This is a genomic window from Spirochaetota bacterium, assembly GCA_017999915.1.
Classification (GTDB): domain Bacteria; phylum Spirochaetota; class UBA4802; order UBA4802; family UBA5550; genus RBG-16-49-21.
On sequence record JAGNKX010000001.1, the window covers coordinates 873206 to 898732 of the forward strand.

27 protein-coding genes and 3 tRNA genes are annotated in these 25527 nt (G+C 48.1%); 10 read left to right on the plus strand and 20 right to left on the minus strand.

The window, feature by feature from the left end:
• Window positions 1-340: 340 nt before the first annotated feature.
• Both KA369_03640 and KA369_03645 read right to left on the minus strand, forming a co-directional pair.
• Window positions 341-655 (minus strand): hypothetical protein, encoded by a 315-nt coding sequence (locus tag KA369_03640; protein ID MBP7735045.1) that lies wholly within the window; start codon window positions 653-655, stop codon window positions 341-343.
• Window positions 656-924: 269 nt separating this feature from the next.
• On the minus strand, window positions 925-1398 hold the full coding sequence (locus KA369_03645) for a hypothetical protein (protein MBP7735046.1): 474 nt from the start codon (window positions 1396-1398) through the stop codon (window positions 925-927).
• Between the two features lie 838 nt (window positions 1399-2236).
• Between KA369_03645 and KA369_03650 the strand changes: the two genes are divergently transcribed.
• The gene (locus KA369_03650; GenBank protein ID MBP7735047.1) at window positions 2237-3427 is read left to right on the plus strand and encodes a hypothetical protein; all 1191 of its coding nucleotides are present in this window, start codon (window positions 2237-2239) and stop codon (window positions 3425-3427) included.
• 271 nt (window positions 3428-3698) lie between these two features.
• Here KA369_03650 and KA369_03655 read toward each other — a convergent pair whose 3' ends face one another.
• The 15 genes from KA369_03655 to KA369_03725 all read right to left on the minus strand — a co-directional run bounded on the left by KA369_03655 (window position 3699) and on the right by KA369_03725 (window position 15363).
• Complete coding sequence (locus KA369_03655; protein MBP7735048.1) at window positions 3699-3911, minus strand: hypothetical protein; 213 nt, start codon at window positions 3909-3911, stop codon at window positions 3699-3701.
• A 44-nt stretch (window positions 3912-3955) separates the two neighbouring features.
• Window positions 3956-5479, minus strand: coding sequence for a terminase family protein (locus KA369_03660; protein ID MBP7735049.1), 1524 nt, complete (start codon window positions 5477-5479; stop codon window positions 3956-3958).
• Entirely contained in the window at window positions 5476-5826 is a 351-nt protein-coding gene (locus KA369_03665; protein ID MBP7735050.1) for a hypothetical protein, read from the minus strand. Before KA369_03665 ends, KA369_03660 begins: the two co-directional genes overlap by 4 nt.
• Before the next feature lie 338 nt (window positions 5827-6164).
• On the minus strand, window positions 6165-7340 hold the full coding sequence (locus KA369_03670) for a hypothetical protein (protein MBP7735051.1): 1176 nt from the start codon (window positions 7338-7340) through the stop codon (window positions 6165-6167).
• The gene (locus KA369_03675) at window positions 7337-8419 is read right to left on the minus strand and encodes a hypothetical protein (GenBank protein ID MBP7735052.1); all 1083 of its coding nucleotides are present in this window, start codon (window positions 8417-8419) and stop codon (window positions 7337-7339) included. Before KA369_03675 ends, KA369_03670 begins: the two co-directional genes overlap by 4 nt.
• A complete protein-coding gene (locus KA369_03680; protein ID MBP7735053.1) occupies window positions 8416-9636 on the minus strand; it encodes a toprim domain-containing protein in 1221 nt (406 codons plus the stop codon). The genes KA369_03675 and KA369_03680 overlap by 4 nt, the downstream gene beginning before the upstream one ends.
• Before the next feature lie 545 nt (window positions 9637-10181).
• Window positions 10182-11132 carry a hypothetical protein gene (locus tag KA369_03685; protein ID MBP7735054.1) on the minus strand — a complete coding sequence of 317 codons (951 nt, stop codon included), beginning with the start codon at window positions 11130-11132 and terminating at the stop codon, window positions 10182-10184.
• 133 nt (window positions 11133-11265) lie between these two features.
• Entirely contained in the window at window positions 11266-11484 is a 219-nt protein-coding gene (locus KA369_03690) for a hypothetical protein (GenBank protein MBP7735055.1), read from the minus strand.
• 18 nt (window positions 11485-11502) lie between these two features.
• The gene (locus KA369_03695; protein ID MBP7735056.1) at window positions 11503-12645 is read right to left on the minus strand and encodes a site-specific integrase; all 1143 of its coding nucleotides are present in this window, start codon (window positions 12643-12645) and stop codon (window positions 11503-11505) included.
• 148 nt (window positions 12646-12793) lie between these two features.
• A tRNA-Arg gene (locus KA369_03700) sits at window positions 12794-12867 on the minus strand.
• A gap of 72 nt (window positions 12868-12939) precedes the next feature.
• Window positions 12940-13317, minus strand: coding sequence for a DUF4870 domain-containing protein (locus KA369_03705; protein MBP7735057.1), 378 nt, complete (start codon window positions 13315-13317; stop codon window positions 12940-12942).
• Between the two features lie 16 nt (window positions 13318-13333).
• Window positions 13334-13420 (minus strand) — tRNA-Ser (locus tag KA369_03710).
• Window positions 13421-13464: 44 nt separating this feature from the next.
• Window positions 13465-13549: transfer RNA gene (locus tag KA369_03715), tRNA-Ser, on the minus strand.
• Between the two features lie 108 nt (window positions 13550-13657).
• A complete protein-coding gene (locus KA369_03720) occupies window positions 13658-14329 on the minus strand; it encodes a hypothetical protein (GenBank protein ID MBP7735058.1) in 672 nt (223 codons plus the stop codon).
• 215 nt (window positions 14330-14544) lie between these two features.
• The gene (locus KA369_03725; GenBank protein ID MBP7735059.1) at window positions 14545-15363 is read right to left on the minus strand and encodes a tRNA threonylcarbamoyladenosine dehydratase; all 819 of its coding nucleotides are present in this window, start codon (window positions 15361-15363) and stop codon (window positions 14545-14547) included.
• A 150-nt stretch (window positions 15364-15513) separates the two neighbouring features.
• Between KA369_03725 and KA369_03730 the strand changes: the two genes are divergently transcribed.
• Window positions 15514-16035, plus strand: coding sequence for a hypothetical protein (locus tag KA369_03730; GenBank protein ID MBP7735060.1), 522 nt, complete (start codon window positions 15514-15516; stop codon window positions 16033-16035).
• Window positions 16036-16104: 69 nt separating this feature from the next.
• Window positions 16105-16290 carry a hypothetical protein gene (locus KA369_03735; GenBank protein ID MBP7735061.1) on the plus strand — a complete coding sequence of 62 codons (186 nt, stop codon included), beginning with the start codon at window positions 16105-16107 and terminating at the stop codon, window positions 16288-16290.
• Between the two features lie 53 nt (window positions 16291-16343).
• Here the strand turns inward: KA369_03735 and argB are convergent, their stop codons facing one another.
• Window positions 16344-17210, minus strand: a complete 867-nt coding sequence (argB, locus tag KA369_03740) for an acetylglutamate kinase (GenBank protein MBP7735062.1) — start codon at window positions 17208-17210, stop codon at window positions 16344-16346.
• Between the two features lie 167 nt (window positions 17211-17377).
• Between argB and murJ the strand changes: the two genes are divergently transcribed.
• The 7 genes from murJ (at window position 17378) to KA369_03775 (ending at window position 23096) form a co-directional block, all read left to right on the plus strand.
• The gene (gene murJ / locus KA369_03745) at window positions 17378-18982 is read left to right on the plus strand and encodes a murein biosynthesis integral membrane protein MurJ (GenBank protein ID MBP7735063.1); all 1605 of its coding nucleotides are present in this window, start codon (window positions 17378-17380) and stop codon (window positions 18980-18982) included.
• 254 nt (window positions 18983-19236) lie between these two features.
• Complete coding sequence (locus KA369_03750; protein ID MBP7735064.1) at window positions 19237-19488, plus strand: hypothetical protein; 252 nt, start codon at window positions 19237-19239, stop codon at window positions 19486-19488.
• A 362-nt stretch (window positions 19489-19850) separates the two neighbouring features.
• Complete coding sequence (locus tag KA369_03755) at window positions 19851-20054, plus strand: cold-shock protein (GenBank protein ID MBP7735065.1); 204 nt, start codon at window positions 19851-19853, stop codon at window positions 20052-20054.
• Between the two features lie 272 nt (window positions 20055-20326).
• Window positions 20327-20818, plus strand: coding sequence for a hypothetical protein (locus KA369_03760; GenBank protein MBP7735066.1), 492 nt, complete (start codon window positions 20327-20329; stop codon window positions 20816-20818).
• Between the two features lie 94 nt (window positions 20819-20912).
• Entirely contained in the window at window positions 20913-21779 is an 867-nt protein-coding gene (locus KA369_03765; protein MBP7735067.1) for a hypothetical protein, read from the plus strand.
• Window positions 21780-21943: 164 nt separating this feature from the next.
• The gene (locus KA369_03770; GenBank protein ID MBP7735068.1) at window positions 21944-22351 is read left to right on the plus strand and encodes a DUF2177 family protein; all 408 of its coding nucleotides are present in this window, start codon (window positions 21944-21946) and stop codon (window positions 22349-22351) included.
• Window positions 22352-22364: 13 nt separating this feature from the next.
• Window positions 22365-23096, plus strand: coding sequence for a 1-acyl-sn-glycerol-3-phosphate acyltransferase (locus KA369_03775; GenBank protein MBP7735069.1), 732 nt, complete (start codon window positions 22365-22367; stop codon window positions 23094-23096).
• Between the two features lie 75 nt (window positions 23097-23171).
• On the opposite strand, the gene KA369_03780 is transcribed toward KA369_03775, so the two are convergent.
• Window positions 23172-23720 (minus strand): hypothetical protein, encoded by a 549-nt coding sequence (locus tag KA369_03780; protein ID MBP7735070.1) that lies wholly within the window; start codon window positions 23718-23720, stop codon window positions 23172-23174.
• 42 nt (window positions 23721-23762) lie between these two features.
• Window positions 23763-25460, minus strand: coding sequence for a metallophosphoesterase (locus tag KA369_03785; protein MBP7735071.1), 1698 nt, complete (start codon window positions 25458-25460; stop codon window positions 23763-23765).
• Window positions 25461-25527 lie beyond the last annotated feature (67 nt).

Consider the following 25527-nt stretch of genomic DNA (forward strand, 5'->3'; position numbering starts at 1 on the left):
TGTCATTTTGTGTCTATTTGATAATATAAGATTATCAAATAGATTGGTCAAGTTATTATCTGAAAAAATTGGACATGAGATTATGTAGCAATTTAATAAATGCAAGCTCGACCGATTGTTTTATTATTTTGCATTATATTTGCCTGGATGCCTTGGCTCGGGTTGATAATCGGCGGGGTAATTGACTTTCAATAGGGGGTTTGATATCTTGCCGGTTAGGAGTTGTTAAGGGGAGTTATAGAGCCTTGGACCCGTGTAGTTAGGCACTATTTGTAATATAAATTCATAAAAAATCACTGATCTATTATCAGATATCTCAAATATAAGTTAAAGTAATTTATTATTTTAAATTTTTCATATATTCTGCTTGTATTTCCGGATCAAGCTCGGGGTGATATTTATATTCAGTTGAATTTTCCCAACATTTAAAATCTGGTTCATAAAAATACCATATATTATTTTCGAATTTATACACACCGGCATATTTATTAAAATCAAGTTTATCTAATTCGATATTTTTCAGCAGATTCATTGATTTAAGAAATGATTCCACAACCTTTACAGTCTTTAAATTATCTCGTAAATAAAAAACATCAACCTCTTTGCCGATATCTTTCGAATATACTTTTCCGTTGCAAAATATTATTGTGTCCATAAATATGACCGAAATATTATTCTCAAACTTTAATAATACTTATAGAATATTTTAAAGAACCTAATTCTAAAGCACTTAAAGGTCTTTTTCATATCCGAGTTGAAAGCAACCAATATATTCATAAACAATTATAATACCAGTAAGCATTAAGACTTGATACTATTTAAGGTCACATAATTTTAACCAGACAGAATTTGAAATATATTTAATGGTTCATTTAACAATTAAACAAATCATTTTTTTGTCATTCAAAACAATGACTAAAGAATTTAGAAAGGAAGTTTTCCAATGATAGTACCTAATATTCCTATAGTCAATCCCCAAAATGCAAGTTTGTAGGAAATTCTCACTTGGTCATCTAAATGATTGAAATAGTAATAATGCCGATATAAAATACTCATTCCAGTAAATATCTCGATTTCAAATATCCCAAATTTATCAATATCAATATTTAATTGATTTAACGATCTAAAATTCAGCATAGCATGGCCTCTTTTAATACCCATACTGCTGGCACCATAAGCAATTCTATAAATCGAATGTTTTTCTATTTTATTAGTAATTTTTACAATCCTGTATTTCCATGGCTTTAAATTGAAATCCTTATTATTCCCTTTTATTAACTGGCATAAATCTTCATTATTGAGATATACCAAGTTGTTTGATAAATGTGAATCATTTTTATTGCTCTTTATTTTTAAAGGCTTAACAAGTTGAAAAGTATTTCCACCATATTTATTCATCAATTTCCTCTTTCTGTTATGTTCAATAAATAAATTTCTCATATTATTGTAGGCTTAGTTCTTTTCTGAAAAATATGTGATAGAATAAATAGTGAATTGTCAAATGATATTAAAAATTATCTGGATAATAATGAAAATTCCAACATGCTATCTTTCTATTTATTGTTAGCGGATGTAAAATTATACTCATAAACAATATTAATGTTAGTAGCTCATTTCTTGACACATTGGTGTATTAATGACTAATGATGCAAAAAGCTTGACAAAGAGATTAATTTTAAGTTTTATAAAGACTCAGTATTATGTGGGTTTATTGTTTCTTGATAGAGCATTTATATTTTAAGTGATAATTGATTATAACCGAAGTTTTGTTTGCATTTATTAATCAATAAAAAATTTAAGAGGTATATTTATAATGTCATTAAATGATAATAATCTTGTTCAATTTTATAATATCTATAATATTCAACGGACAGCCCGGGCCACAAATGCTACTGCGATGATGACCCTTGATATTGCAAAATCAAACAGAGAGATAGCACATTATGCACAGCAGTCTTTCGAATTAGATCAAATGCGTGCAACAGTTGAAGTCGAAATGGCAATGACGGCTGCGGAAAACAATAAACAATTGAAAGCTATCAGTAATGATTTGACGGAAATTGGTTTTTCTATTTATAAAATGACCAATCGCCTTGACGCCGGTCTGGGAAAAGTAAAAGACGCAATTAAAGACCAAACTGAAATTCATAAAAAGCATTATGATAAATTAGAAAGAGAAAAAGTTTTAAAAGAAATTTTATATAACATGAAGAAATATCAAGATTACTGTGAGAGTATGGGCGATCAGTTGCAATTAGGTTTTGGCGGAAAAATATTATTAAATCTTGTTAAAAACTACAACTTTGAGACAAAGGATTTAGCAGATATAAAAGATAAAGAATATTATGATAAAATCATAAGTAATGCTGAAAAGTCATGGAAAAGCCTAAATAAAGAATCCAGAGAAGAATTTGAGAATTTTGAAAACGTATACTATACTTATAAGGAATTATATAAAATAAATATACATGAAACTGTCACCAGATTGTTTCCGATTGATATAAAAAAGGAAGACAAAGAAAAAGATCAAATAATAAAAAAACAGAAACAGTATATAGAAAAGCACATAACAATTTTGGAAAATATAGAAGAACATATAAATACTTTTCTGGCACATCATCCAAAGGTACGTGAATATTATCCGTATGTATCCGAATATGTTGGGGATTACAAAGATGACAAAAAACATGGACAGGGGACTAATACATGGTTTGATGGAAGTAAGTATACCGGGGAATGGAAAGATGGTGAAATAAATGGACAGGGGACGCATACATGGCCCGATGGAAGTAAGTATGTCGGGGAATGGAAAAATGGTGAAATAAATGGACAGGGGACCTATACATGGCCCGATGGAAGTAAGTATGTCGGGGAATGGAATGATATTAAACAAAACGGGCAGGGAACCAAGACGTGGCTCGATGGAAGTAAGTATGTCGGGGAATGGAAAGATGGAAAAGTAAATGGACAGGGGACTAAGACGTGGTCTGATGGAAGGAAGTATGTCGGGGAATGGGTAGATGGTAAAATAAATGGACAGGGGACCTATACATGGCCCGATGGAAGTAAGTATGTCGGGGAATGGAAAGATAATAAACAAGACGGGCAGGGGACCAATACGGAGCCCGATGGAAGTAAGTATATCGGGGAATGGAAAGATGGTAAAATAAATGGACAGGGGACCCATACATGGCCTGATGGAAGGAAGTATGTCGGGGAATGGGTAGATGGTAAAATAAATGGACAGGGGACTATGACATGGCCTGATGGAAGTAAGTATGTCGGGGAATGGTGGGCTGGCTATAGAGATGGGCAGGGGGCCTACACGGAGCCCGATGGTACTAAGCATGTCGGAGAGTTTACTAAAAATATTTTAGAGAAGGGAATAATTTACAAACCTAACGGAGAAGAAATAAATATATACTAAGGTCGAAGAATCGATCGGTATTTCTGGTGCCGCCCTAACGGTGTCGCTTCTAATTGGGAGTGGATCTTGGCCGAGAGTTAGCGGTGAGCGAGCATCCACAAGGCTCCCCGAAGGGGTAGTTAGATGAGTGTCCGAAGTCGGCCTGATTAGTCGGTGTATGGCAAGATCAGACTGCCCTTTTTTATTTACTTGTAAAATGTCCGATTATGTTATCAAATAAATATATCAAGTTGTTATCTGATAATAAGATCTTAACATTTAAATCTGCATATTAACAACAAGTCGAATTATTTCTGATATTATTGTATTTAATTTTCCCTATAGCCTCCCATAATTCATCACAACAAGTAAAGCAGATATACCTCTCATATTGACCACCAGCTATACTTTTAAATTGACGATCCCAAATTTTAAATGGAACACGTACGTTAAATAAAAGTTCATTTAAACGACCACAAAAATCACATTTGCCATATTTTTCCACATTCAACTCCTTTAATAATTTTATTAAGCCCTTGATTTATAATCTTATTTTCCATTACCCATTATTACACTGGGAAATCGCTTTTTGATCTCATTTAATTTCTGATTAAAAAAATCCGGATCAGATGGTAGAGGGTTTATTCGTCGTTGCTCTTGTATTGTCTCTTTGTAATCCGATTTTAAAATCACACCAGGTGTTTTATTAACAACGTAACGCTCAATTATACCTGCAAGAGAGTCTGGGGCGTCATCATGTCGGGCTAACTCGTTATAATCTAAAACCTGCTGTAGATATGCCCCGGTCACATTCGATGAAAATCGGATCTTATCCCAGTTTTTAAGTACAAGATCAGTGATGCGTAAAAATTTATTGGTGGTTGCTTTCTTCTCTCGGACATAGAGCTTCCGCCGGCGCAGCTCGTGGGCAATAGCTCCCTCGTCTTTGTTGGTTTCCACGGTTAGGCTTTGCACGGTATAAGTTTTACACAGGGTTTCGATTTTCTCATAGTAAGCCTCATCCACGATCTTTTTCCAGACAAAACCACCGACTATATAGATCAGGCCCTCATGTTCTCCCCCAATAGTTAAAGCTGAATAATCCCCGCTGGACTCCTCGGAATAGGCTGGATCAAAATATGCAATGACTTTCAGGCCCTCCGGCGGTTCCGCATAGATCGGCTCCGGGAATATCCGGCTAATCTGATCCGTGGGTCTTTGTTGGTACTGTGCGGCCCATATCCGCGCATCAACCTCCCGCTTGGTGCGTGCAAGAGCCTCTGATGAATACTCTGTTGGCCATAAGGCCTCGCCTGCCTTACGTCCACAAGGATCCGGCTTATCCTCGGTAGGATCCGCAAGGGCGGGTAACTCTAAAACCGTCCAGTCACCATATTCTTGATCCCGCTCCATGATACGGGCCGCAAGATCCCGAGTACCCCAGCGGTGCATACAGAGGACCACAGCACCGCCTTTATGCAACCTTGTGATAAATCCCTGATACCATTCCCATAAATGTTCGAGCTGGGCCTCGGAACGAGCAACCTCCCAGTTTTTAATAGGGTCATCAATGATACCGATATCGGCACCGCGGCCATAGATCGGGCCGCCAACACCGCAGGCTACCAGCATCCCGCCGGCGTCTGTCTGGTATCGCTGCTGTGATCGCGCGCTCTTGTTCAACCGGGTTTGAAATACATGTTTGTATTCAGCGGTTTCCATTAGGTTCAGTTGATAGCGAGAAAAGTCCTCGGCAAGATCTGCACCATAAGATGCCAGGATGATATTGCGGGCAGGGTTCCTGCCGAATAGCCAGGGGGTAAATAAACGTGATACGGTATAGCTTTTCCCATGGCGTGGGGGCATGGCAACAAAAAGCCGTTTGATTGCTCCCCGTTCGACCCCTTCAAGGTGCCGGGTAATGATCTCGACATGCTTTGTCCCCAGGGGGAATTTGGCCCGGAATATTGGGTCAACGTATCGGCCAAACATCGCCAGGTCCTGGCCGCATACGTCCTGAATATATGCCGGCAGGTTTTCATCAAGAATAGAGCTGTAATCCATCTTGATCACTGCTGCCTCGCAATAAACAATGCCACGAGTTCCTTTTTTACCGCCATCGGGATCTCATGAGTTGTGATATGCTGTAAGGGCTTGTCTGGATCGCCCTGGATCCGGGTTGTTTCCGGAATATCATAACAGGCAAATACTCCCCGGCGAGCCTCATTATATGCCCGGGTGAGGGCTGCAATATCCTTCGGGTCCGTAGTGACCTGCAGAGTCTTGAGGATTACCGTGGCCAATTTCTGATTCCCTTTAGCGTATTGGTCTTTGATCTCCAACTGCCTTGATACAAGCTTCTCTGTGTATTTTTCAATCTGCTTTTGAGTGGTTTTTCGGTCAGTTTCGGTTTTAGCCATCCGCCATTTTTCAGTTTTAATATGTGACCGTATCGTTTCATACGGCACATTAAATTGTTCCGATAACTGCTGTGGCTTGGTCCCGGATAGATAGGCAGCCCGTATTGTAGGCCAATCGACTGTACTCATGCATTAACCTCTTGCCTTATTGTCTTTCTTGGGGGATCCAGCGGGTTTAAGGCCCGCTGATCCCCCCCTTATAAAAGATTTAAATCTTTTATATCTTTTACTAAATGGGGATGAAACGATGCTGAAACACCCCAAAACAAGGGGTAAGACCATGCTGCAATGTGGGGGAAATGATGCTGCAATGGGGAGGAAACGATGCTGTAAATTGATCATGCTGCCTTATCTGCCTTAATAAAGACTATTTGCGGATACTCTTTAGGAAATTCTGCTCCCTGCTCTATTGCTGGAATAAGCACCTCCCCCTTTTCTACGAGATTGCCAAAGATCCCCAGGGCTTTCATCGCATGATGGAAATACTGTCCCGAAAGGGCCACGGCCTCGGAGAATTGTTTGTATCGGATATAGCCTTGGTTATCTATCGCCGAGGGATATAGATCCCCCACTGCTCCCCGGCGCAGGGATATATTGATGCGTCCTGATTTGTTTTCCTTTACTATATCCGGAGCAAAATACCGCAGTTCGTATGCTGCCTGTGCGGCCAGAATGATCTTACGGGCTGTTGTCACATCGATACTGCCGGCTTTCTTCCCAGCCCGGTGTATCTTTGCTCCTAATTGTAAAAATGATGTCAAACCAGCAACCTGGTGGATATACAAGTCCGAGGCCTGCAATGCCGTGCCTTTTTCGATGGCTGGAAAAAAGAAATAGTCCAGATCAATTATGAGTGCGTCCTTTGCCCCAGATGATTTTCGATATACACGGATTGGTTCTCCCTCAATGACGGCAACAATAGATTCTCCGGTTTTAGGATCATGCTTCTGAATACTTGCATACGCCCGTGGCATGGGAACCTTGCCGTCTATGATGGGCATAATCTTATCTTTCGCTGCCTCTACGATATCCCCTGCGCCATGGATTGCCCGCCCGTTGTGGTTTACCAGTGCGCCAAATGCTGCCTTATATAGAGTTTCCAGACTAATAATAACCCGCGCCCCTACCCGGTCCTCTTTTCTGTTGAGATCGCGTGTGATTATTTCCCGGAAGTCATATAAGCCTTTCCCTTGGGTGGTGATCATGGTATAAATGCCCGCCCCAATGTCCGATATAAAGGCGTTATTCACCGAATATTTATAGCGGGCTAAAGATCCAGCTACAAGCAGAGCGTCCGCCTCATGTTTAATAAGGCCCTTGACGCCCTCCAGCTCAAAGGCATTATTGATAGAATAAGGTTTTCTTGTCCCGTTTTTTACATCCTCGGCAATCCTGCTCCGGCCCGTTTCAGGGTGTATATTCCTTGTTGGCACTATTGAAGTTATTTGCCGTGGAATGTTCTCTTTTGATTTATCAAAATTTAGCAGGATATGCTCTGCAGTTTCGTTTTTCATCTTAACCTCTTACCAATGGTGTCGTCATAATCCGACTCATCGATTGCTGCACTGCTGTCCGTTTCCTGGATCATGGAAAGGGGGGTAAAATTAAAAGCCGCATTTATCTTTGTCTCCCAGCGGCGGCCCTTCGGTCCGAGCTTGTTTTTTGATGCCTTGATACGCCGGGTAGGATCCTCCATGGCAGGAATGACTTGGGGTTTCCCGGTGTCTGGATCTTTGATAACTTTCATTTTGCCTGAAATATCGAAAGCAACGTCAGCCACGTTTTCGATCTCGCTGGTTTCTCTGTACCGAAATGTTGTGCTGTTGGTATCCCTATTCAGTTGACTGATAAGAAATATTATACAGCCGTCGGCTGCCAATGCTTTTTGTATGTCCTTCAAATTACTTACAGCGGCATTGAGGGCCTCTCGTTTTAGCGCATCTACCGGCGTCGGTACTACCTGCAGGTAATCGATGCAAATAATGATCTTTTTGCAGCCGCACTGCTCTTTGACCTTTTCTGCCTCTATTTGCAGGGTTGCCAGGTCGAGTTTTTCTTTAATTACAATTCGACCAAGTATTTTATTATGCTCCGTGTTCAATGACTCGATGTCGAATGTAGTGTTAAATTGGTTCATCCCTGTCATTTGCGAAAGGATGCGCTTGGCGGATACAAATAGGCTATCGTCAAGGCTATAAAACAGTACTACCGTATCGTCGTTGTTCTGTAAAATTTCCAGTACCAGGGCCGTGACTATTGACGTTTTCGCGCTTGATGATTCACCGCCAATGACGTTTAGACCGTCTCGAACAAGAGGCGAATAATCCGGCGAGTTTAAATCCTTAAACACATTGCCCAGACGATACGGTCGGATTTGATAGTTAGCTATCTCTTTTATTTGGTCTAACAGCGTGGTTATGACAAATTCGTTATTCCACTCGTTACTTGCCTCGCCCACGATCCTCTGAAGTTTATCCGGTAGTGCTGCATCATTGACTGCATCTTCATTATTGATGAGTGGGCGAACTCGGGCAAGAATGTCGCTGTTTCTATCCCATACGGTATCTGTTCGTAATGCATAATCATCACTCATAATATAACCCCCTGAAATGTTTTTTTAATTTTGTGTATTCCCTGCCGCTCTGCCAGTGTAATATCCACCAGCCGCTCCAGTTCGTGTGCTGTGTATTTTATACCATCATTGAATGGCGTTTGCTGCTTGCGGATGTTATCATGATGTCCGTAGTCCGCTTGTCGGGCAATATCGTTCAGGTCCTTGACGGCCCCGCTGATATTGTATTCAGTTTTAAGACGATTAAAATCAATGGCATAGACTTCCTTGCCACGTTTCAGAAATTCCTTTTTTACCCGGAGATAAAAGGCCCGGCCCGCGGCGTCTTGGTCACTGGCAATGACAAGCCTGTATGGAGCAAGAATATCAAAATACTCGGGCTTGAAATTATTAACGCCGGCGATCCCGATGGGAGTGTCAAGACCGAGTTGCAGGGCCGAGAGTACGTCAATAGCTCCCTCGCATAGATAGATGGTTGCGCCTGGTGCGAGATCCTTCAGTTTCTGCTGGGTGTACATTGGGACAGCGATCTCGGATAAAAATCGGTATTTGGCCCCGCTACCGCCGTCTATGTCACGGCCCTGCAGATTTATAATGTTTCCCTCGGTGTCATGGTAGGGGATGATAATACGGTGATGGATAAAGACAAAATAAGGCCTCCCAGTACTGCCCATTGCGACGATCCCGGCGTCTTGTAGCCGCTCCATGCCGTATTTGTCGTTCAAGGCCTTTTTAATAGCGTTCATAGCCTTGGGGATAGACTTTATTCCAGCCCGTTCGATGATGTTACGGCGAATCCCCCGGCCCTCCAGGTAGATTGCGGCTCCTTCCGGATCCAGCATGTCCAAGAGATCCTGGTATATATACGAAAATTCTCTCCCATCCTTTTTCGAAGACTGTTCGATTGCTTTGTAGACTTTATCGTTGCCCCTGTGTAACGATTTAGCGGGCCGGGCAGGGGTTGTGGTCTTCTGTTTGGGATCGAGATTGTATTGTTGCTTTATCACTTTTATTGCTTCCCGGGTCGGGATTTTCAATTTTTCTTTAACAAGGTCTATACTGCTACCCCCGATCCCGCATCCAAAACAGAAAAAAGAATTTGTATGCGGATACAATTTACACGATGCTTTGGTGTCATGCCCGTTAAAACACAACACCATGCCATGTCGGTCCGGCTTTATCCCAAGCCGAGTTGCAATGTCTGCAATTGGTATTCGTTTTATTTCGTCGATAATCACGATTTATATACCTCGCACATTCTCAGAGCCGGGCTTATTCATTCCTCTATCTGCACTTTTTCTGTTACAGTTTTTTCCAATCGCGTAGATTTGCCGTGACGAATTATCGTCAATGTGATATTGCCATATTCGACCCGATTGATTTGGTCTTGCAACCACGCGGTCGCTTTTATAATTTGTAGGTCCATTATTGATCCTCCCCAATATTTTCAGATTGTTCTCTAACAAATCTGACGACTTCCTCCGGAATAAAACGAATTGATCTGCCTCCAAATATACGTATGAAAAGTTTTTTGGGTATTACCCCGGCGCACATATCGTGCCGGGCTTTATCCTCGGAAATACCAAGGTACTCGGCAAATTGCTTGTATCGCCATAGGGGTTGGAATTGGACAGGTGTTTCAACCACCTGGCCGTCAATTTTAATTGGATGATTGTGCATAACATCACTCCAGGGTGTATTTTTCTTTATCTTTATTGATTAAAGTGTAATATACAGAAGTGATTTCTGCAAAAACAGAAATGTTTATTATTGTTAATGGTGTTTATGTGGTAGGTATTTTTAAAACTTTTTCAAAATAATGCATTGATTCATGATAGAAGCGGTCGGCTTTTCTTCCTCTTGAATATTGGGAAGCCAAACTCCCGGGATCATACTCATTGTCATTGTTTTGTCTGGGTTCTTTTGGTTTAAATATCTTGCAAATTCTATCAGCATGTAGCTTGCCTTTCTTTTGGTAGTCATGAATAAATCCATGGTTTTGCAATGTTTGCATAAATCCCAACAGGTCAACATCATCACGATTCCAGATAATTTTTTTTTCACCGGACAAAACCTTAGACCAGTCATTAACAGTGATGCCTTTAGTTCGTTCCATTGCGATGAGGCCATTGTATAATTGTTGATGATTCTTTATTGTTTCAAAATTGACGAATAACTGTTTAGTCTCCAATGCTAATGGTATAGTAATGTTATTATCTATATTGTTGTTACCTTGAATGGTCTCAATTTCATTAATAATTCCATAAAGTTGAGCCATAAACCATATGCAAACGTCAAGGTCTTCGCAGCTGTCATTTCTCTCATAATAGACTTTATAGTATTCATTATCATCAGTTATTAAATGACAACCACAAGCTTTTTCAAAATAGCATTTAATACGAATTTTTAAATAATTTACAATGCCACCCGCCTTTTGAATGTTATCATCGATTTGCTCCATTATTAAACTTTTTAGATTATGACCAGCTTTATCTTTCTTTATAGCGGATGATTCTATGTCTTTGATTTCTTTTAACGCAGATTGATCAAGATATAAATAAAACTTAATCCAAGGATTCTCGTTAATATAAAACTGTAAATATTGCATTTTGTGTTTCGGATAACCTCTAAGATCTTCTTTTATTTTTTTTATCTCATCATCAAAAGATTTTGCCGAGGGTGGTGTTTGTGTGCAATATTGTTGAAAATCATCCAGAGTTACTGCTATATACATTTCAATACTCCCGTAGTATTATTTCCCGAAAAAATGTGGGAAAGCCATCGGGAATGGCCTTATCGATCAAGATAGCTGGTCCTGATCTATCCCTATATTTGACTCAATAAAATAATTAAATTAGTCAATATATTTATTGCAGTTTGGAAATATCTGCCTCCATCGATTTTGTAATATGTGCAATCAACCTGCCAATCTGATTAACAACATGGTTGTCGTAATCCAGGCCGATCATCTTGTAATTTTCCAAAGAACGACCAAGTGCATAAATTGTTGAATGGTTCAAGGTTAGATTGTCAATTGCATCTAACCTCGCGGTACTTAACCCCGTTTTTTCTGCGAAATTTTTCATTGTACTCCTCCTGTAGTATTATTTGTTCATTGTAGTGGTGGGTTGGTTAATACTAAAAAGTGAGTCCTGAACCACTTTTAAGACGTCGCTCATCTCGTCGGGATGATAATAATGCTGTGTCATTTCATTCGTCAGATGGCCGGTAAGACTTTGTATCTTTTGTAATGGTATTCTGGCATTAATCAATAGAGAATTAAACCAATGGCGCCAGCTGTGAAATGTTATATTACGCTCTATTCTCTCTTTATTGCCAATGCCAATTTGTCTTAAAGCTCTATATAGGTCTTTTGATATAATCTTGCCTTCGATGGGCTTGCTCTCGATACTTGAAAAAAACAAAAAAGAGTCCGGCTTGCCCCAGGGATTAATCTGAATTAAGCGCTCAATTTCTGATTGGAGATTGGTTGGTATTATTATTGTCCGGCTTCGGCCAGTTTTTGTGGTTTCATTTAATACGCCAAATGCCTCATCCCATGAGCGGGAAATGGTTATATAATTATCATGGACCTCCTGTAGGGTCAGAGCAAGTAATTCACCGCGGCGCAAGCCGGTACTGGCAGCCATGAGATTCATTACATAGGCTCGATAATCAAGCCAGTCGATGGAAAAAATCTGTCGCACCTCATCAACGGTCAGGATACCCCGTAGTTTAGGCCTGTTAGCAGCTCGCTCCACTTTTGGCACATATTGGATCAGGGATTTGTCTTCTGCAGCTTCAAGGATGGTTTTAAGACATGAGAGAGCCTTGTTGATTGTTGATCCAGCATACCCTTTTTGGTATAGATCATTCCTGAAAATTTTAATGCATGTTTTGTCAATGCTGGTTAATCGCATTTTCCCAAAGTCCGGGAGCAGGCGATTATTCAGGATTGCCATATTTTCACGGCATTGCCGAATGGTGATTCGTTTGCCTGTGGCCTTTTTATCAGTGGCCCAGGGTCCGGTCCAGGAAAAGAAGTCTTTCGAAAATTCGGCAAAGGATACATTACTTCTACGGACAATTTGCCCGGCAGATAGATAATCAAAAGCCCATCGTTCGGCTTTTCCTTTTGATGTCTGCCCGGTGCTTTTAGCCGCGCCCCACTGGTTGTTAGGTTGTTTAAAACGGACGTAGTAAATGCGGTTTCTGCGATAAAGGGAGTAGGGTTTTCCTTGAAGCATGGTGAACCTCCTAAAATCGTGCTGCATGTAAGTGAGCGTTTGTGCTACACTTATGCTACACTTGATAATTTTAAGAAGCACCAGCTGTCTGGAAGCCTCGAAATGATCGCTTTTCAGATCATTTTAAGTCGTTTTGAGGGGGTTGATGCGCGCCCGGCAGGATTCGAACCTGCGACCTACGGATTCGTAGTCCGGCGCTCTATCCAACTGAGCTACGGACGCGTGTTAGACTATATGCAGTATACTTTTTCCCACCCTGTGCGGCAACAAGAAAAAGCATAATGTGCGGAGAAATCAGACATCGATCTTTTTTGCGTACTTGATGAGGACCGGGAAGTCGTACAGCTCGGTCGCCTTCACCTTCATGAACCCGTAGGCGCACAGGGCGAAATAGGCCAGGTGGGAAAGATATACCAGCACGACGACGATCAGCTTCAGTACGCGGAACGAGATCGGTATAAAAACGGTCGAAAATGTCAGGACGATGGGCAGCGCGGTGAACGCCAGGGCCATGACAAAGGCCTGCTTTCCGTGGTGCATGGCGAAGCTGTCCTCTTTCCTGAAAATAAACGGATAGGTCCACCCGATGAACGGGAAATAGGTGAACCATATCAGGGGCACGTCGAAATCGACGTTGAACCGCTTGATTGTTACATTGATACTTTCTTTCATCGCTCGTTAACGTATTCGGAGAAGGAGGGATTCGAACCCTCGGTACCGTTACCAGTACAACGGTTTAGCAAACCGTCCCCTTCGGCCTCTCGGGCACCTCTCCATTGATAAGGGCACAAGCCATTGTGCGCTTATCAATGACCGGTTCGGAGAGTGAGGGATTCGAACCCCCGGTACCTTGCGGTACAACGGTTTTCAAGACCGCCTCCATCGGCCACTCGGACAACTCTCCGGGAGCAAAATTATTGAAACGCTGATGATTGTCAAATAAAAAAGATGGAATCGGGGATGGATGCAATCCTGCGGTTAAAAATTTGCATAAAATCCCGCGAAGGGACGGTCAAATATCCACATTAATGCCGAATTTGATGGATATTTCCCCGGTAACCGGGAGCGGCTTGTAATTGAATCCCCACACCTTTATTTTTTGACCGGTCACCATGACATCAAGGGCGAGGCATGGCTCGATAAAGAGGTTGTTGTAGAACTTCCAGATATATCCGCCCTCGATGGTTACAAAGGGAGCGATGGAGTTTCCCTTCCTGTTGAAATACCTGTGGCTGACCATGTTGTTACACACGCCGACGCCGGCACCGACGGTGAAGCCGTCGAAGTTGCTCCCGAAGCAATATTCGAGAACAAGGGAAAAGGTGTTGGCGCTGTTTTTATGAAAATACCTGGTGCCCACCAGGGACTCGGGGATCCGCATGTGGGTGATGTTCAGGCGCAGCTTGAACCGGTCTATGCCGAACCAGGGCTGGATCGACAGGCCGAATTCGCCATCCACCGCGCTCAGCACGGTGGGAAAAAAATCAAGGTTCACGCCAAGTCCCAGACGGAGCTGTTTTGCCGGCGCCATGGAATCGCCAGCGGTCTTGTCTTCTATTACTTCGAAGGGAATTTTTTTATTGGGATTCTCCTGTCCCAGGGCCGGCTGATTGAACAGGCACAGTGCGGCGACGACGGCTCCGGAAAGGAAAACCGATAATGTGAGTTCAGTTTTTATTATCATTGCCAACTATTGTTTAACTTTATAATTAGACGAGTCACGCGTTTTTCATTAGCAAATTCGCTAATACTATATTAAAGCATAAAAGGCTTACTATCGAAATTATTTTTATATCATCAAGGATTTCATTAACAACATTACCGATCACTGGCATACCATATCAAGTGAATCGATTTTTTCAACTCATTTATTGGCTGTCCCATATAAAGCAGTAGCGTCTATTCTGCATCGGCGGCGGCGCGGGCCATGATGTCGTTTATTATCATTCCCGCCAGCATAAACCCGAAGGTGCCGGTGACGTGCGCCAGGGCGCCGTTGATCTGCTTTTTCATGCCGCACCAGTCGATGGGCGCCTCGTCATGGTCGGCGCAGAATTTGGCCCGGTCTCTTGCGCAGGGACAGTCGCCGGAGCCGCAGACCGTTTCGGCCGCCGGCTGCACCGGGAGCTCCTCGCTGTACACGCAGGGGATGTCGGTGGAGGCGCTGTCCTGGCGGAGCCTTCGCCGGACGGTCCGCGCCAGGGGACAGTTCTTTGTCCTGGACAAGAGGTCTATCCGTATTTTGGACGGGTCCGATTTAGCCCCGGCTCCCATGGATGAGTAAATGGTGACTCCCTTCTCAAGGCATTGCTCTATCAGCAACACCTTGTTCTTGATGGAGTCGATGGCGTCGATGACGTAGTCGAAGGATTTCAGGTCAAAGCTGTCGCAGCTCTTTTCATCGTAGGCCCCGTGGCGGGCCGTGATCGCAGCGGAGGGATTGATCTCAAGGAGCCGCTTTTTCATCTCCTCCACCTTTGACTCGCCCACGTTCCGGGCCAGGGCCTGGGCCTGGCGGTTGATGTTGGTGGGGCACACGATATCGGAATCGACCATGGTGAGGTTCAAGAGGCCGGAGCGGACCAGGCTTTCGGCGCACCAGCTACCGACGCCGCCGACACCGAAGATTATCACCGAAGCCGTGCCAAGCCGGTCCAGGGCTTTTTGACCGATGACCATCAGGGTGCGATGGGTCATGTTTTCGTAGAAAGAGTTCATGGTGTGTTGTCCTTCCCCAAGAAGGATTTCTTCGACCCCCGAATGTCAATACTATTTTTTAGCCCCCTGTGTGAAGACAGTCATGGAACCTGCCTTGATGCAATGGAAATACGGTTGACTCCTTATGAGCCCTGTGATTGTTATATCACCATGAAAAACGCAATTCGATTGCTGATTGTCTTTGTTTGCGCTGCCGCGATGCTCTCCGGAAATCTGGAGGCGCGGCGGATTTCCAGGGACAACGCTGTTTACATCACGGCCCTGGAAATAAAGGACCTTGAGAGAAAAGGGCTTCTCATTCCCGCCGGAAGAGACGCCTGGAAGACCAGGTCCGGCCTTCTCATAGCAGGGCGGGACCCGGAAGGACGCACCAGGCTCGAGCATATCATGCGCCACGGCGCTGACAGCCCCGGAAGGCCCAGGCATGGCGTGTTTTCCCTTACGAAAGCCGGTATCATCGAGCTCCTGGACGAGGCGTGGAACAGGATCAGGGCCGGCGGTATCACAAGTAAGGAGGGGGGCGCCAAGGCGGCCTATACCGTGAAGATGGGAAGGTCCATCGGATATCTCGGCGGCCGAATGGGCCGGGAGCGGGGGAACCCGAGGCTTGAATCGGTCCGCCTGGTTGTTAAAAAGGACAAGGGCGCGGTGATTACTTTTTTTCCGATGTAGTTGAAAGCGAGGAGTCGGAACCTCGCTTTCACGAAAACATGATTGTCGATTGAAATACGGGGGATACTCATGAAAGGCAACGACGATCTTATCTGCCCCTTCTGCGAGGAAGGGACCCTGAAAAAAATCACGTGCAAAAAGTGCGGGAAGCCCTTTCTCATCTGCGACGAGTGCGAGTCCATTTACAAGGATACCGGTTCCCTCGATGAGGATGGCTGGGCTGAATGCCCCTATTGCGGGACCCACGTCGAATGATGAGAGATGGCCCCGGCGGCGATCCCGTTCGCCGCTTTTCATGAGGAAACGGATCAGCCGTTGACTATCTCGGTGCCGATGCCCGCCTGCGTGAAGATCTCCAGCAACACGGCGTGTTCGACGCGGCCGTCTATGATGTGGGCCTTGGCGACGCCGCCAGCCACCGCGTCGCAGCAGCAGTTTACTTTTGGAATCATGCCACCGGTGATCTGGCCCTTCTCGATGTGAGCCTGGATCTTCTTCACCTTGAGGGTTGAAACGAGCTTGTCCTCCAGCATGACCCCTTCAATGTCGGTGAGCAGGATCAGTTTTTCCGCCTTCAGCGCCTCGGCGATCTTCCCGGCCGCCAGGTCCGCGTTGATGTTATAGGTGGTCCCCTCCTCGTCCACGCCGATGGGGGCTATGACCAGTATGAAGCGGTCCCGGTCCAGGGTGTCCAGGACCGCCGGATTGATCGACTTGACCGTGCCCACCTGGCCGATGTCCACCCGCTCGTTCGTTTTGGTAACGTGATACATTTTCTGCGCCGTGATCAGGTTCCCGTCCTTGCCGCAGAGGCCCACGGCCTTGCCGCCGGTCTGGTTGATGTTGTTGACGATCTCCTTGTTGATCTTTCCCGTCAGCACCATTTCCACGACGTCCATGGTCTCCCGGTCCGTGACGCGCATGCCGTCCACGAAATCGCTTTTTTTGCCGATCTGCTTCAGGAGGTCGTTGATCTGGGGACCGCCGCCGTGGACGATCACCGGGTTCATGCCCGTGAGCTTCAGGAGCACCATGTCCCGGGCGAAGGACTTCTGGAGGGCGTCGTCCACCATGGCGTGGCCACCGTATTTCACGACAATGGTTTTCCCGTAGAATTCCCGTATGTAGGGAAGCGATTCCAGAAGGGTGTTCACTGTATCGATATATTTTTTCATGGAGGACCGCCCGGCGATGGATTATTGACAGGGCGGGGTTTGCACAAAATCCCGTATCTGTCTGGTGAAAAACAAGGATCAATTGCACCATAACGTCAATAATATTTTTACATTCACGAGGTAATATTCTTGATATAATAGGCCCCGCGAAATTATCGTACCTTTTGATGACAGAGTCTGAAACATCTCCGGCCAAATCGCGCACCCGGTGGCACGCCTTCCTGGTGGCCAGCGGCATCATGCTGAGCCGCCTCGCGGGCCTCATCCGCGAAAGCGTCTTCGCCTACTTCTTCGGCAACTCCGAGGCGGCCGACGCCCTGAAGGCGGCCTTCCGCATCCCCAATCTTCTCCAGAACCTCTTCGGCGAGGGAGTGCTTTCGGCGTCCTTCATCCCGGTCTACGCGAACCTCCTGGCGCGGGGCGAGAAGGAGGAGGCAGACCGGGTGGCCGGCGCCATCGCCGCCCTGCTGATGGCGGCCACGTCGGTCCTGGTGCTGGTCGGGGTCCTCGCCACGCCCTGGATCATCAACCTGGTGACACCGGGGTTCGAGGGCCCGAAGCGGGAGCTCTGCATCGTGCTGGTGCGGATACTCTTTCCCGGGGCCGGGCTCCTGGTCTGGTCCGCCTGGTGCCTGGGGATACTGAACAGCCACGGCAAGTTCTTCCTCTCCTACACCGCGCCGGTGCTCTGGAACTTCGTGATCATCGCGACCCTGGTCGTCTTCGGGGGGAGCACCGGCCTGGAGAGCCTCGCCGAATGGGTCGCCTGGGGGTCCGTGGCGGGGAGCGGGGCGCAGCTGCTTATCCAGCTCCCGGCGGTGCTTCGCCTCCTGACGAGGCTGCGCCTTTCCCTCGATCGCCGCACGAGCCACGTGCGCGCGGTGGTGCGGAATTTCGTGCCGGTTTTTTTCAGCCGCGGCGTGGTCCAGATCAGCTCCTACATAGACGCCATGCTGGCCAGCTTCCTCCCCACCGGGGCGGTGGCCGCTTTCACCTATGCCCAGATTCTCTACGTCCTGCCGGTGAGCCTTTTCGGCATGTCCGTGTCAGCCGCGGAGCTCCCCGCCATGTCCCGGGCGACCGGGAGCGAGACGGAGATAGCCGAGTATCTCCGGAAGCGCCTCAACGCGGGCCTGCGGCAGATCGCCTTCTTCATCGTCCCGTCGGCCATGGCCTTTTTCGCCCTCGGCGACATCATCACCGCAGCCCTGTACCAGCGGGGGAAGTTCACCGCTTCCGATTCAGTGTACGTGTGGGCCATCCTGGCCGGGGCCTCCGTGGGTCTCCTTGCCTCCACCATGGGCCGCCTCTACTCGTCGACCTTCTACGCCCTCCGGGACACGAGGACGCCACTCCGCTTCGCGGTGGTGCGGGTGACCCTCGCGGCCGCCATGGGGTTCCTGGCGTCGCAGTATCTTCCAGGATTGATCGGCATTGAGCGGCGCTGGGGCGCCGCGGGCATCACCGTGGCTTCGGGCCTGGCGGGCTGGATCGAATTCACGCTCCTGCGCCGCAGCCTGAACAGGCGAATCGGGAAAAGCGGCATTGAATTTTCATTCACCGCGAAGCTCTGGGTCGCCGCCTGCGCCGGCGCGGCCGCCGCCTGGGCGGTGAAGCTGGCAATGCGCGAGCTCCACCCGATCCTCCAGGCCCTGCTGGTCCTCGGCCCCTACGGGATCGTCTACTTCGCCATGGCCTTCATCATGAAGCTGCCCGAGGTCCAGTTCATCAGGCGGATCGCCGGGCGGTTCATACCCTTTCTGAAAAAATAACACTGATTGAATGAATTGCCCTGTGATTGCAGCGTTAACTCCTTCACTTGATCTCTTCTATCAAATAACCGAAAAAAATTCTTGTTCTGTGTTCCTGATTGCATATATGTGTTATATTGTAATATGCGGGATCGTATGGCGGCGGCCCGGGAATCAGGACTTTGGCGAAAAGCCGCCATTGATGGAATAGTCATACTGTCCCGGTGCTGATGGTCCCATCGAATAAACACTCATAAAAAAGGAGGCTATTTGATATGGCAGATGCAGCAACACCCAATCAACCCGCAGGCAAGGGCCTGGTCATCGCAGGTTACATATTCGCCGTCCTGGGCGGGCTCATCGGACTCGTTATCGGCGCCCATATGAAGTGGGGAAAGGTCACGGATGCGTCCGGGGCCAAGGTGCTCAAATATGACGAGGCTTCACAGAAGAAGGGACTGATCATTTTCATAATAGGACTGGTGTCGATGATATTCTGGAACGTCGTGCGTACGGCCATGAGATAGCATTGCCGTGCTGTTGAGCGGCGGGGCAATGCCGGCCCGCTGACCAGGGTGGAATAATCCCGCCGCTTGAATTTCATGAATAATGTTTTAATGATTCGTGATGCCGCAGTGAATTCACGGAGTTTAGTGTATACAAACGCCATTATGAACATAAAAGGGATGTTTTTTAGAAGTTTATTTTGCGATGATAAATAATTATATTGACACCTTTCATCGAAGTAGCTATATTATCTTCAACTGAATAGTTTCAAAAATCCTTCAATTGTCTTACCCTCGAGTTTAATCCTGGCTTAAGTAATTGCGGTTTTTATGAGTCTTATTCTTCGGGTGGAACCCGTAACATTTTTAACAGGAGTTTTTTAATGGCTAAAGGAACAGTCAAATGGTTCAACGAAAAAAAAGGTTTTGGATTCTTGTCTCACGATGACGGAACGGACCTCTTCGTCCATCACACCGGCATTGCCGGCAACGGATTCAAGACGCTTTACGAAGGCGACAGGGTTGAATTCGAAGTTGAAAAGGGCGAAAAGGGCCCCCGGGCGGTCTCTGTCAGGACCGTTCAATAGTATTTCACACCATGAAATTGAAAAAACCTGGCCGGAAGCGGCCAGGTTTTTTATTATATGGCGCTCTGGTCTATACGAGGGGCAGGAAGGACCCCCAATCTTCTTCATGATATAACGCGCCGCCAAAGGAAAGGGTTTTATCATTGAAAAAATTTTCGTCCATGCTATGTTTGATTGAAACAGGGCTGAAGTTCCCGGCAAAAAGATCTGAAGACTTTTCCCATGAAATAAAAATGCAACCCGAAACCCGGGATGCACTCTAAGTGAATTATATGAAAAAAACCGGTTTCCTGTGTGTCATTGTTATATGTGCGATCCTGGGCAATTCCTGCGCGGTGAGCGAAAGAAAGCTGCGGCACTACTCGTCCGAATGCGCTGCGGCGGAACGCGCTTATAAAACCATATACAGCGAGGCATTGCCCAAGGAGCTCTATTTCGCTGAATACGAAGGATGGATCGGGGACAGCCGGTCCTTTCAGCTTCGGCGCCCGGTATTTGTGAAAATTCGCTTCGGCGGCCATGGAGAGGGATATTATCGTCTCCGGAAAGAGGAGGGAGACAAACATCCCTTCACCATGAAGATCGACAGGAATAATAACATCGAATTGACGGGGAGCGGCGGCAAGGGGAACATGATCCATGTCTTCCGGGGCAAGGAAAAAGACGGAACCATCAAGGGGGTCTGGAGAAATGGACGGGGCGCGGAAGCCTTTGCCTTCTATGTCACTGTTAAAAGACGTTATGGTCCCCTGTCCCGCCGGTGATCGACCGTCGCATCGATCTTGCTTCGACGCCAAGCAGCGCGGCATTATTATGATTTACAGGTCACAGCTAATAAATATGAAAAGATACCATGGCATGAAACTGTTCCAACATAAGGGCAGGCGCTGTTTTCGGGCAGCGGCGGTTGCCGTCATTGCCGCGTCCCTTATCATGGCCGGTTCGCCTCTCATGGCCGGGGAGCCGTCATTCGCGGAAGAAGTGCTCACCATTATTCGGGCGAAGATGAATGAGCGCCAGAACAGGCGGAACATGCGCAAAGGGGCCGTGCTAGAGGCCTTCTTTTCCCGGACAGAGCCCTCGCCTGAAATATGGACTATGGACCATCCGTCTCACCGCAGGCGCCTGGCGCAGTTCAGCGAGAAGCTGCGCGGCACCCCCCGAAGCGACACCATAGCCTTCGGGGACTCGCTCCTGGACATGACGAGAATCAGGCTGCGCTCGGTGCCGGACCGGATGAATTTTTCGACCAGCGGCACCTGGGCCCATCACATGGCCCGGATGGCGGCGGATATCCGTCCGGAACTGATGCGCGACGGCCATTATCAATCGGTAAAATATGTCGTGGTGGGGAGCCTGGGCGGGAATCCCCTGCTGATGCGCCAGCCCGTGGACGTGACGATAACCCGCAGCTGCGCCGCCCTGGACTCGATCCGGAGCCTCTACCTCGGAGCGCGCATAATCGTGTTCGGACTGCCCCCCACGGTGAGCCTCTATGTCAACATGAACGCCATTCCCTTCGAGGCTGCCCTGTACCAGTGGGTCCTGGCGGACCGTGACGCGGTCCTGCTCCCCCTTCAGCGGCATTTCGCCGGATCCATGGGGATCTTCCCCAGGGCAGACATGACCGTGGACGGCGTGCATTTCTCCGAACGGGGCGCCCTTGAATTTGACAGGCTCATCGAACGGGCCAAGAAGGCCCCATCGAGGTCTGTCATTGACTGATCTTCCAGGGCCGTGCCGCGGCTTCAGAAAATCTTTAACCCCAAAATTTTTTAGTTGATGATCATTTCATTATTGATTATTAATAATAGTATCCCATGGAGGCCCTGCAGCAACAGGCTGATTGGAATAATGCGTTGAATTAGGCTGTAACAGGGAGGATCATATTGAATATGGCGTTGTTCATGAAACTGTATCTGATCACAATACCGGTTTTTTTCGCCATCGATATCATCTGGCTGGCCGCCGTAGCCAGGGGCTTTTACAACACCCACCTGGGATATATCATGGCCGAGTCGGTCCGATGGCCCGCTGCGATCATATTTTATCTGCTCTACATTGCCGGCCTCGTCCTGTTCGTCATCATGCCCGCTTTTGAGAAGCAGTCGTTGCTCAGGGCCCTGGCGCTGGGAGCCCTGCTGGGCCTTGTCTCCTACGCCACCTATGATCTCACCAATTACGCGACCATACGGGACTGGCCCCTGGTGGTGGTTATCGTTGACATGGCCTGGGGAACGGCGCTGTCCGCCGGCGTATCGGCGATCAGCTGCCTGATCGCCCTTCGGTGGCTCTAAGACCGGGAGGCCCATGGATCGCATCCTGCGTGTTCTGTATCAGCCCTATAAATGGCTCGTCTTTTTTCCTCTTTTTTTCATTATCACCTGCATCCTGGTCCTGATCGGCATTGTTGTATTGATCTTCCTTGACGACTACGCGGCCAACAGGACCACCGGCGTCTGGTGGGCCCGCCTGACCGGATACATCACGCCGATGAGAGTGAGAGTGACCGGTCGCGAGCATATCGTAAAAGGCCAGTCCTATGTCATTGTTTCCAATCATCAGAGCATGTACGACGTGCTGGTGCTGTACGGATGGCTCGGCCTTGACTTGAAGTGGGTGATAAAAAAAGAGCTCCGGAAGGTCCCGATCATCGGATTTGCGGCTGAAAAGGGGGGCAATGTTTTCATAGACCGGTCCAATCCCCGCGGGGCCTACCAATCCCTGGAAGCGGCGAAAAAAAAGATAATTAACGGCACCTCCATCATTATCCTTCCGGAGGGGACAAGGAGCAGGACCGGAGAATTGGGGGAATTCAGGAAAGGCGCCTTCTGGCTGGCCCGGGAGCTGAAGCTGCCGATACTGCCGGTGTCGATCGCCAATACCAGGGCCATCCTTCCGCCGCGAACCTTTGACCTGTTCCCCGGCACTGCATACATGAAGATCCATCAGCCCATCGATACCGCTTCCCATGACGAGTCGGCCTTTGACAATCTCATCGGCAGGGTTCGGGAGGTGATACGGTCCGGTCTTGACAAATGAACAAGCACCGGCCTCATCGTCCCCCTGTGTCCGAAAAATGGACGGGTTAACCGATGAAGCCCCTCCGGGGACCGCTTACCAGAGGCTGAAGGGAAAATAAGCGGTCCAGACCAGGGCATCAAGGAGAGCCGTCTGGATTGCGAATGCGGCGGCGCCGGCCACGGCAAGGCGGAAGGCCCATGAACCGAGACGCGGCCGCGTCAGCATCAGGGCTGCGATTATGCCGATGGAGCCGAGTCCCACTACCGCCAGAACAAGGCGGATCGCTATCCAGAGCCCCGGTGACGGCTCCCGGACCATGGCAACGGTCAGGGGCATCCAGAGGGCCGACGGCGCCAGAATGGCTCCGTAGAGAACATGGAACAGCCGGTGCCGGTAACGGCCGGCGATGATCGCCTCATCGGGATTGACCTTGAAAAGAATGAAAAACGTGAATAGCAGATACCCGATCGCTGCTGTTATCATCGAGGCGGTATACAACGGAATGAGCCCTTCCGGCACATTTCCCCACAGGGCCTTTGCCGAAGTTCCGTCCGCGGTGAGGCCATAGCCGTAGCTGGCCAGCACAGCGCCGCCGCAGACCAGGTTTATCAGGATGAGCTCGATTTTTTGCCGGTGTAACATAGGGACCCTCCTTATATTAATCAGTACCGCTGCGCGGCCATGTTATCTTTTCTTCTGGAGCAGGGTTTCGATCCTCTGCATCATGGATTCCGGAATGACGACACCGGAGGTCCTGAGACGGGTGATGTACTTTTCGAAGGATTTCCCGGTGTCGGATGAGGCGGCCAGGACGCGGAGATAGGATCTCATGTTTTCCTCCACCTCCTTCCGGAAGGATATGTTCCTGTTCAGGAGGTCTTCCGCCGGTGCCAGGACCCGGTAATTCACGGGCCTGCAGAAAGAGCGGTACACGGCAAAGCGCTGGGTCATGTCGCAGTCCGCCTTGCCGGCGTTGATGCTTGCCATGACATGGTCCAGGTTGATGAAGTCGATGACCTGGAAGCCGTGGCGGTCCGCCAGGATATCTGTTATCCTGGCCGCCACGTCCTTGGCGAAATCGCAGGAGCCGAAATCCAGGCCGCATGTTTGCTGGTCCTTAATGTAGAGGACCGCGTCAACGTCCGATGAATCCTGCGCCATGCCCATGTTTACCGATCCCACCAGGTCCAGGGCGATGTGGTCGCCCAGGTCGCCCAGGGACCGGAGGGCATGTTCAAGGTTCCGCACGCGCTCCTCGCTCTGTTTCGTCTGGTAAATCCTGAAAAAGTTCCGAATGTCCCTGAATATCCGGATCTCCGGCACCAGGCTGTAGCGTTCGATGTTCTCATCAATGACCGAGATCTCTTTGAGGGCCCGGAAGCGCGCCGGGTCGATAAGGGATTCATGATACCGGGATCCCGCATTCCGGTATTCGGCAATGTCGTATACCCGAGTATCAACGATTTTTTTCAGCTGCACGAGAGGGATGGCGCCGCCTTCAACGGTGATCTCGAAGAAAAAGCCACCTTCGGAAATGTCGCCGCGGGACGTCATCACCTCGCCGAAATTCGAGGGGTTCAGGTAGAGGGTGCCTTCGGCATGGCGCAATCCCCAGCTTTCGTGGACATGGCCGGTGAGGCAGGCCATGACGTCGTGGGTGTCGCAGTAGGTCCTGAGGGAGGGGGAGCCCCATGACCCGAGGGAGCCTATGGAATCGAGCATCCCCTGGGCAGGATGGTGGGCCACGATGATGTCGGGCCGGGCACGGTCAAGGAAGCGGTAGAGCTCGCTGTCGGTGTCCTTCAGCGACCTGCCGCCGTAGCGTACCATCCATGTTTCGGGAAACCCGGGGGTGCGAACATCGGCGCCGCCGTATCCGGCCAGGGTGAGGCCGCCGACCTCCACCGACCTGAGATGGAGGCTGCGCCCCTCGAGGGGGGTGCCTGCGGGGTCCATGTCGTAATTTCCCGGGATGGTCACGATCATGGCGTCGCCGCCGGCGTTGAAGATGTTTTCAAGTATCTGGTATTTTTTGAGCATCACCTCCCGGGCTTTGTCCGTGGCGTCAAGATAGAAGCGCGCTTTGTCTGCCATTTCGCCGGCCAGGCTTTCCCCTTCAAGGAGGGATCGGACATACTCTTCGAGGATGATGTGCTGTTCCTTCGATTCCCGCCGCATGGCATGGAAAAAATTCTGCGTATCGGCGTATTCTATGGATTGGCCCAGGGTATAGAAGGGGAGGTCGATAAGGTCGCCGGCAATGATGTACAGGTCGGCGACGGTCTCCTTGAGGAGATTGTAGACCCGGGAAAAGCTGCCATGGATGTCGGTGCAGTGGATTATTTTCATGGCGATCAGACGGATCGGCGCGAAGGCGTCCAAAGCCCGGCGCCCTGTCGGAACCGTCGGTTAAGTAAGCCCCGCTGCGGGCGGTTTGTCAAATCATTTG

Excerpts from the sequence above, each read along its gene's own strand:
- KA369_03640 (MBP7735045.1), bottom strand. The coding sequence starts at position 655 with ATGGACACAATAATATTTTGCAACGGAAAAGTATATTCGAAAGATATC.
- KA369_03645 (MBP7735046.1), bottom strand. The coding sequence starts at position 1,398 with ATGAATAAATATGGTGGAAATACTTTTCAACTTGTTAAGCCTTTAAAA.
- KA369_03650 (MBP7735047.1), top strand. The coding sequence starts at position 2,237 with ATGGGCGATCAGTTGCAATTAGGTTTTGGCGGAAAAATATTATTAAAT.
- KA369_03665 (MBP7735050.1), bottom strand. The coding sequence starts at position 5,826 with ATGGCTAAAACCGAAACTGACCGAAAAACCACTCAAAAGCAGATTGAA.
- KA369_03670 (MBP7735051.1), bottom strand. The coding sequence starts at position 7,340 with ATGAAAAACGAAACTGCAGAGCATATCCTGCTAAATTTTGATAAATCA.
- KA369_03675 (MBP7735052.1), bottom strand. The coding sequence starts at position 8,419 with ATGAGTGATGATTATGCATTACGAACAGATACCGTATGGGATAGAAAC.
- KA369_03685 (MBP7735054.1), bottom strand. The coding sequence starts at position 11,132 with ATGTATATAGCAGTAACTCTGGATGATTTTCAACAATATTGCACACAA.
- KA369_03690 (MBP7735055.1), bottom strand. The coding sequence starts at position 11,484 with ATGAAAAATTTCGCAGAAAAAACGGGGTTAAGTACCGCGAGGTTAGAT.
- KA369_03695 (MBP7735056.1), bottom strand. The coding sequence starts at position 12,645 with ATGCTTCAAGGAAAACCCTACTCCCTTTATCGCAGAAACCGCATTTAC.
- KA369_03705 (MBP7735057.1), bottom strand. The coding sequence starts at position 13,317 with ATGAAAGAAAGTATCAATGTAACAATCAAGCGGTTCAACGTCGATTTC.
- KA369_03720 (MBP7735058.1), bottom strand. The coding sequence starts at position 14,329 with ATGATAATAAAAACTGAACTCACATTATCGGTTTTCCTTTCCGGAGCC.
- KA369_03725 (MBP7735059.1), bottom strand. The coding sequence starts at position 15,363 with ATGAACTCTTTCTACGAAAACATGACCCATCGCACCCTGATGGTCATC.
- KA369_03730 (MBP7735060.1), top strand. The coding sequence starts at position 15,514 with ATGAAAAACGCAATTCGATTGCTGATTGTCTTTGTTTGCGCTGCCGCG.
- KA369_03735 (MBP7735061.1), top strand. The coding sequence starts at position 16,105 with ATGAAAGGCAACGACGATCTTATCTGCCCCTTCTGCGAGGAAGGGACC.
- argB (MBP7735062.1), bottom strand. The coding sequence starts at position 17,210 with ATGAAAAAATATATCGATACAGTGAACACCCTTCTGGAATCGCTTCCC.
- murJ (MBP7735063.1), top strand. The coding sequence starts at position 17,378 with ATGACAGAGTCTGAAACATCTCCGGCCAAATCGCGCACCCGGTGGCAC.
- KA369_03750 (MBP7735064.1), top strand. The coding sequence starts at position 19,237 with ATGGCAGATGCAGCAACACCCAATCAACCCGCAGGCAAGGGCCTGGTC.
- KA369_03755 (MBP7735065.1), top strand. The coding sequence starts at position 19,851 with ATGGCTAAAGGAACAGTCAAATGGTTCAACGAAAAAAAAGGTTTTGGA.
- KA369_03760 (MBP7735066.1), top strand. The coding sequence starts at position 20,327 with ATGAAAAAAACCGGTTTCCTGTGTGTCATTGTTATATGTGCGATCCTG.
- KA369_03765 (MBP7735067.1), top strand. The coding sequence starts at position 20,913 with ATGAAACTGTTCCAACATAAGGGCAGGCGCTGTTTTCGGGCAGCGGCG.
- KA369_03775 (MBP7735069.1), top strand. The coding sequence starts at position 22,365 with ATGGATCGCATCCTGCGTGTTCTGTATCAGCCCTATAAATGGCTCGTC.
- KA369_03780 (MBP7735070.1), bottom strand. The coding sequence starts at position 23,720 with ATGTTACACCGGCAAAAAATCGAGCTCATCCTGATAAACCTGGTCTGC.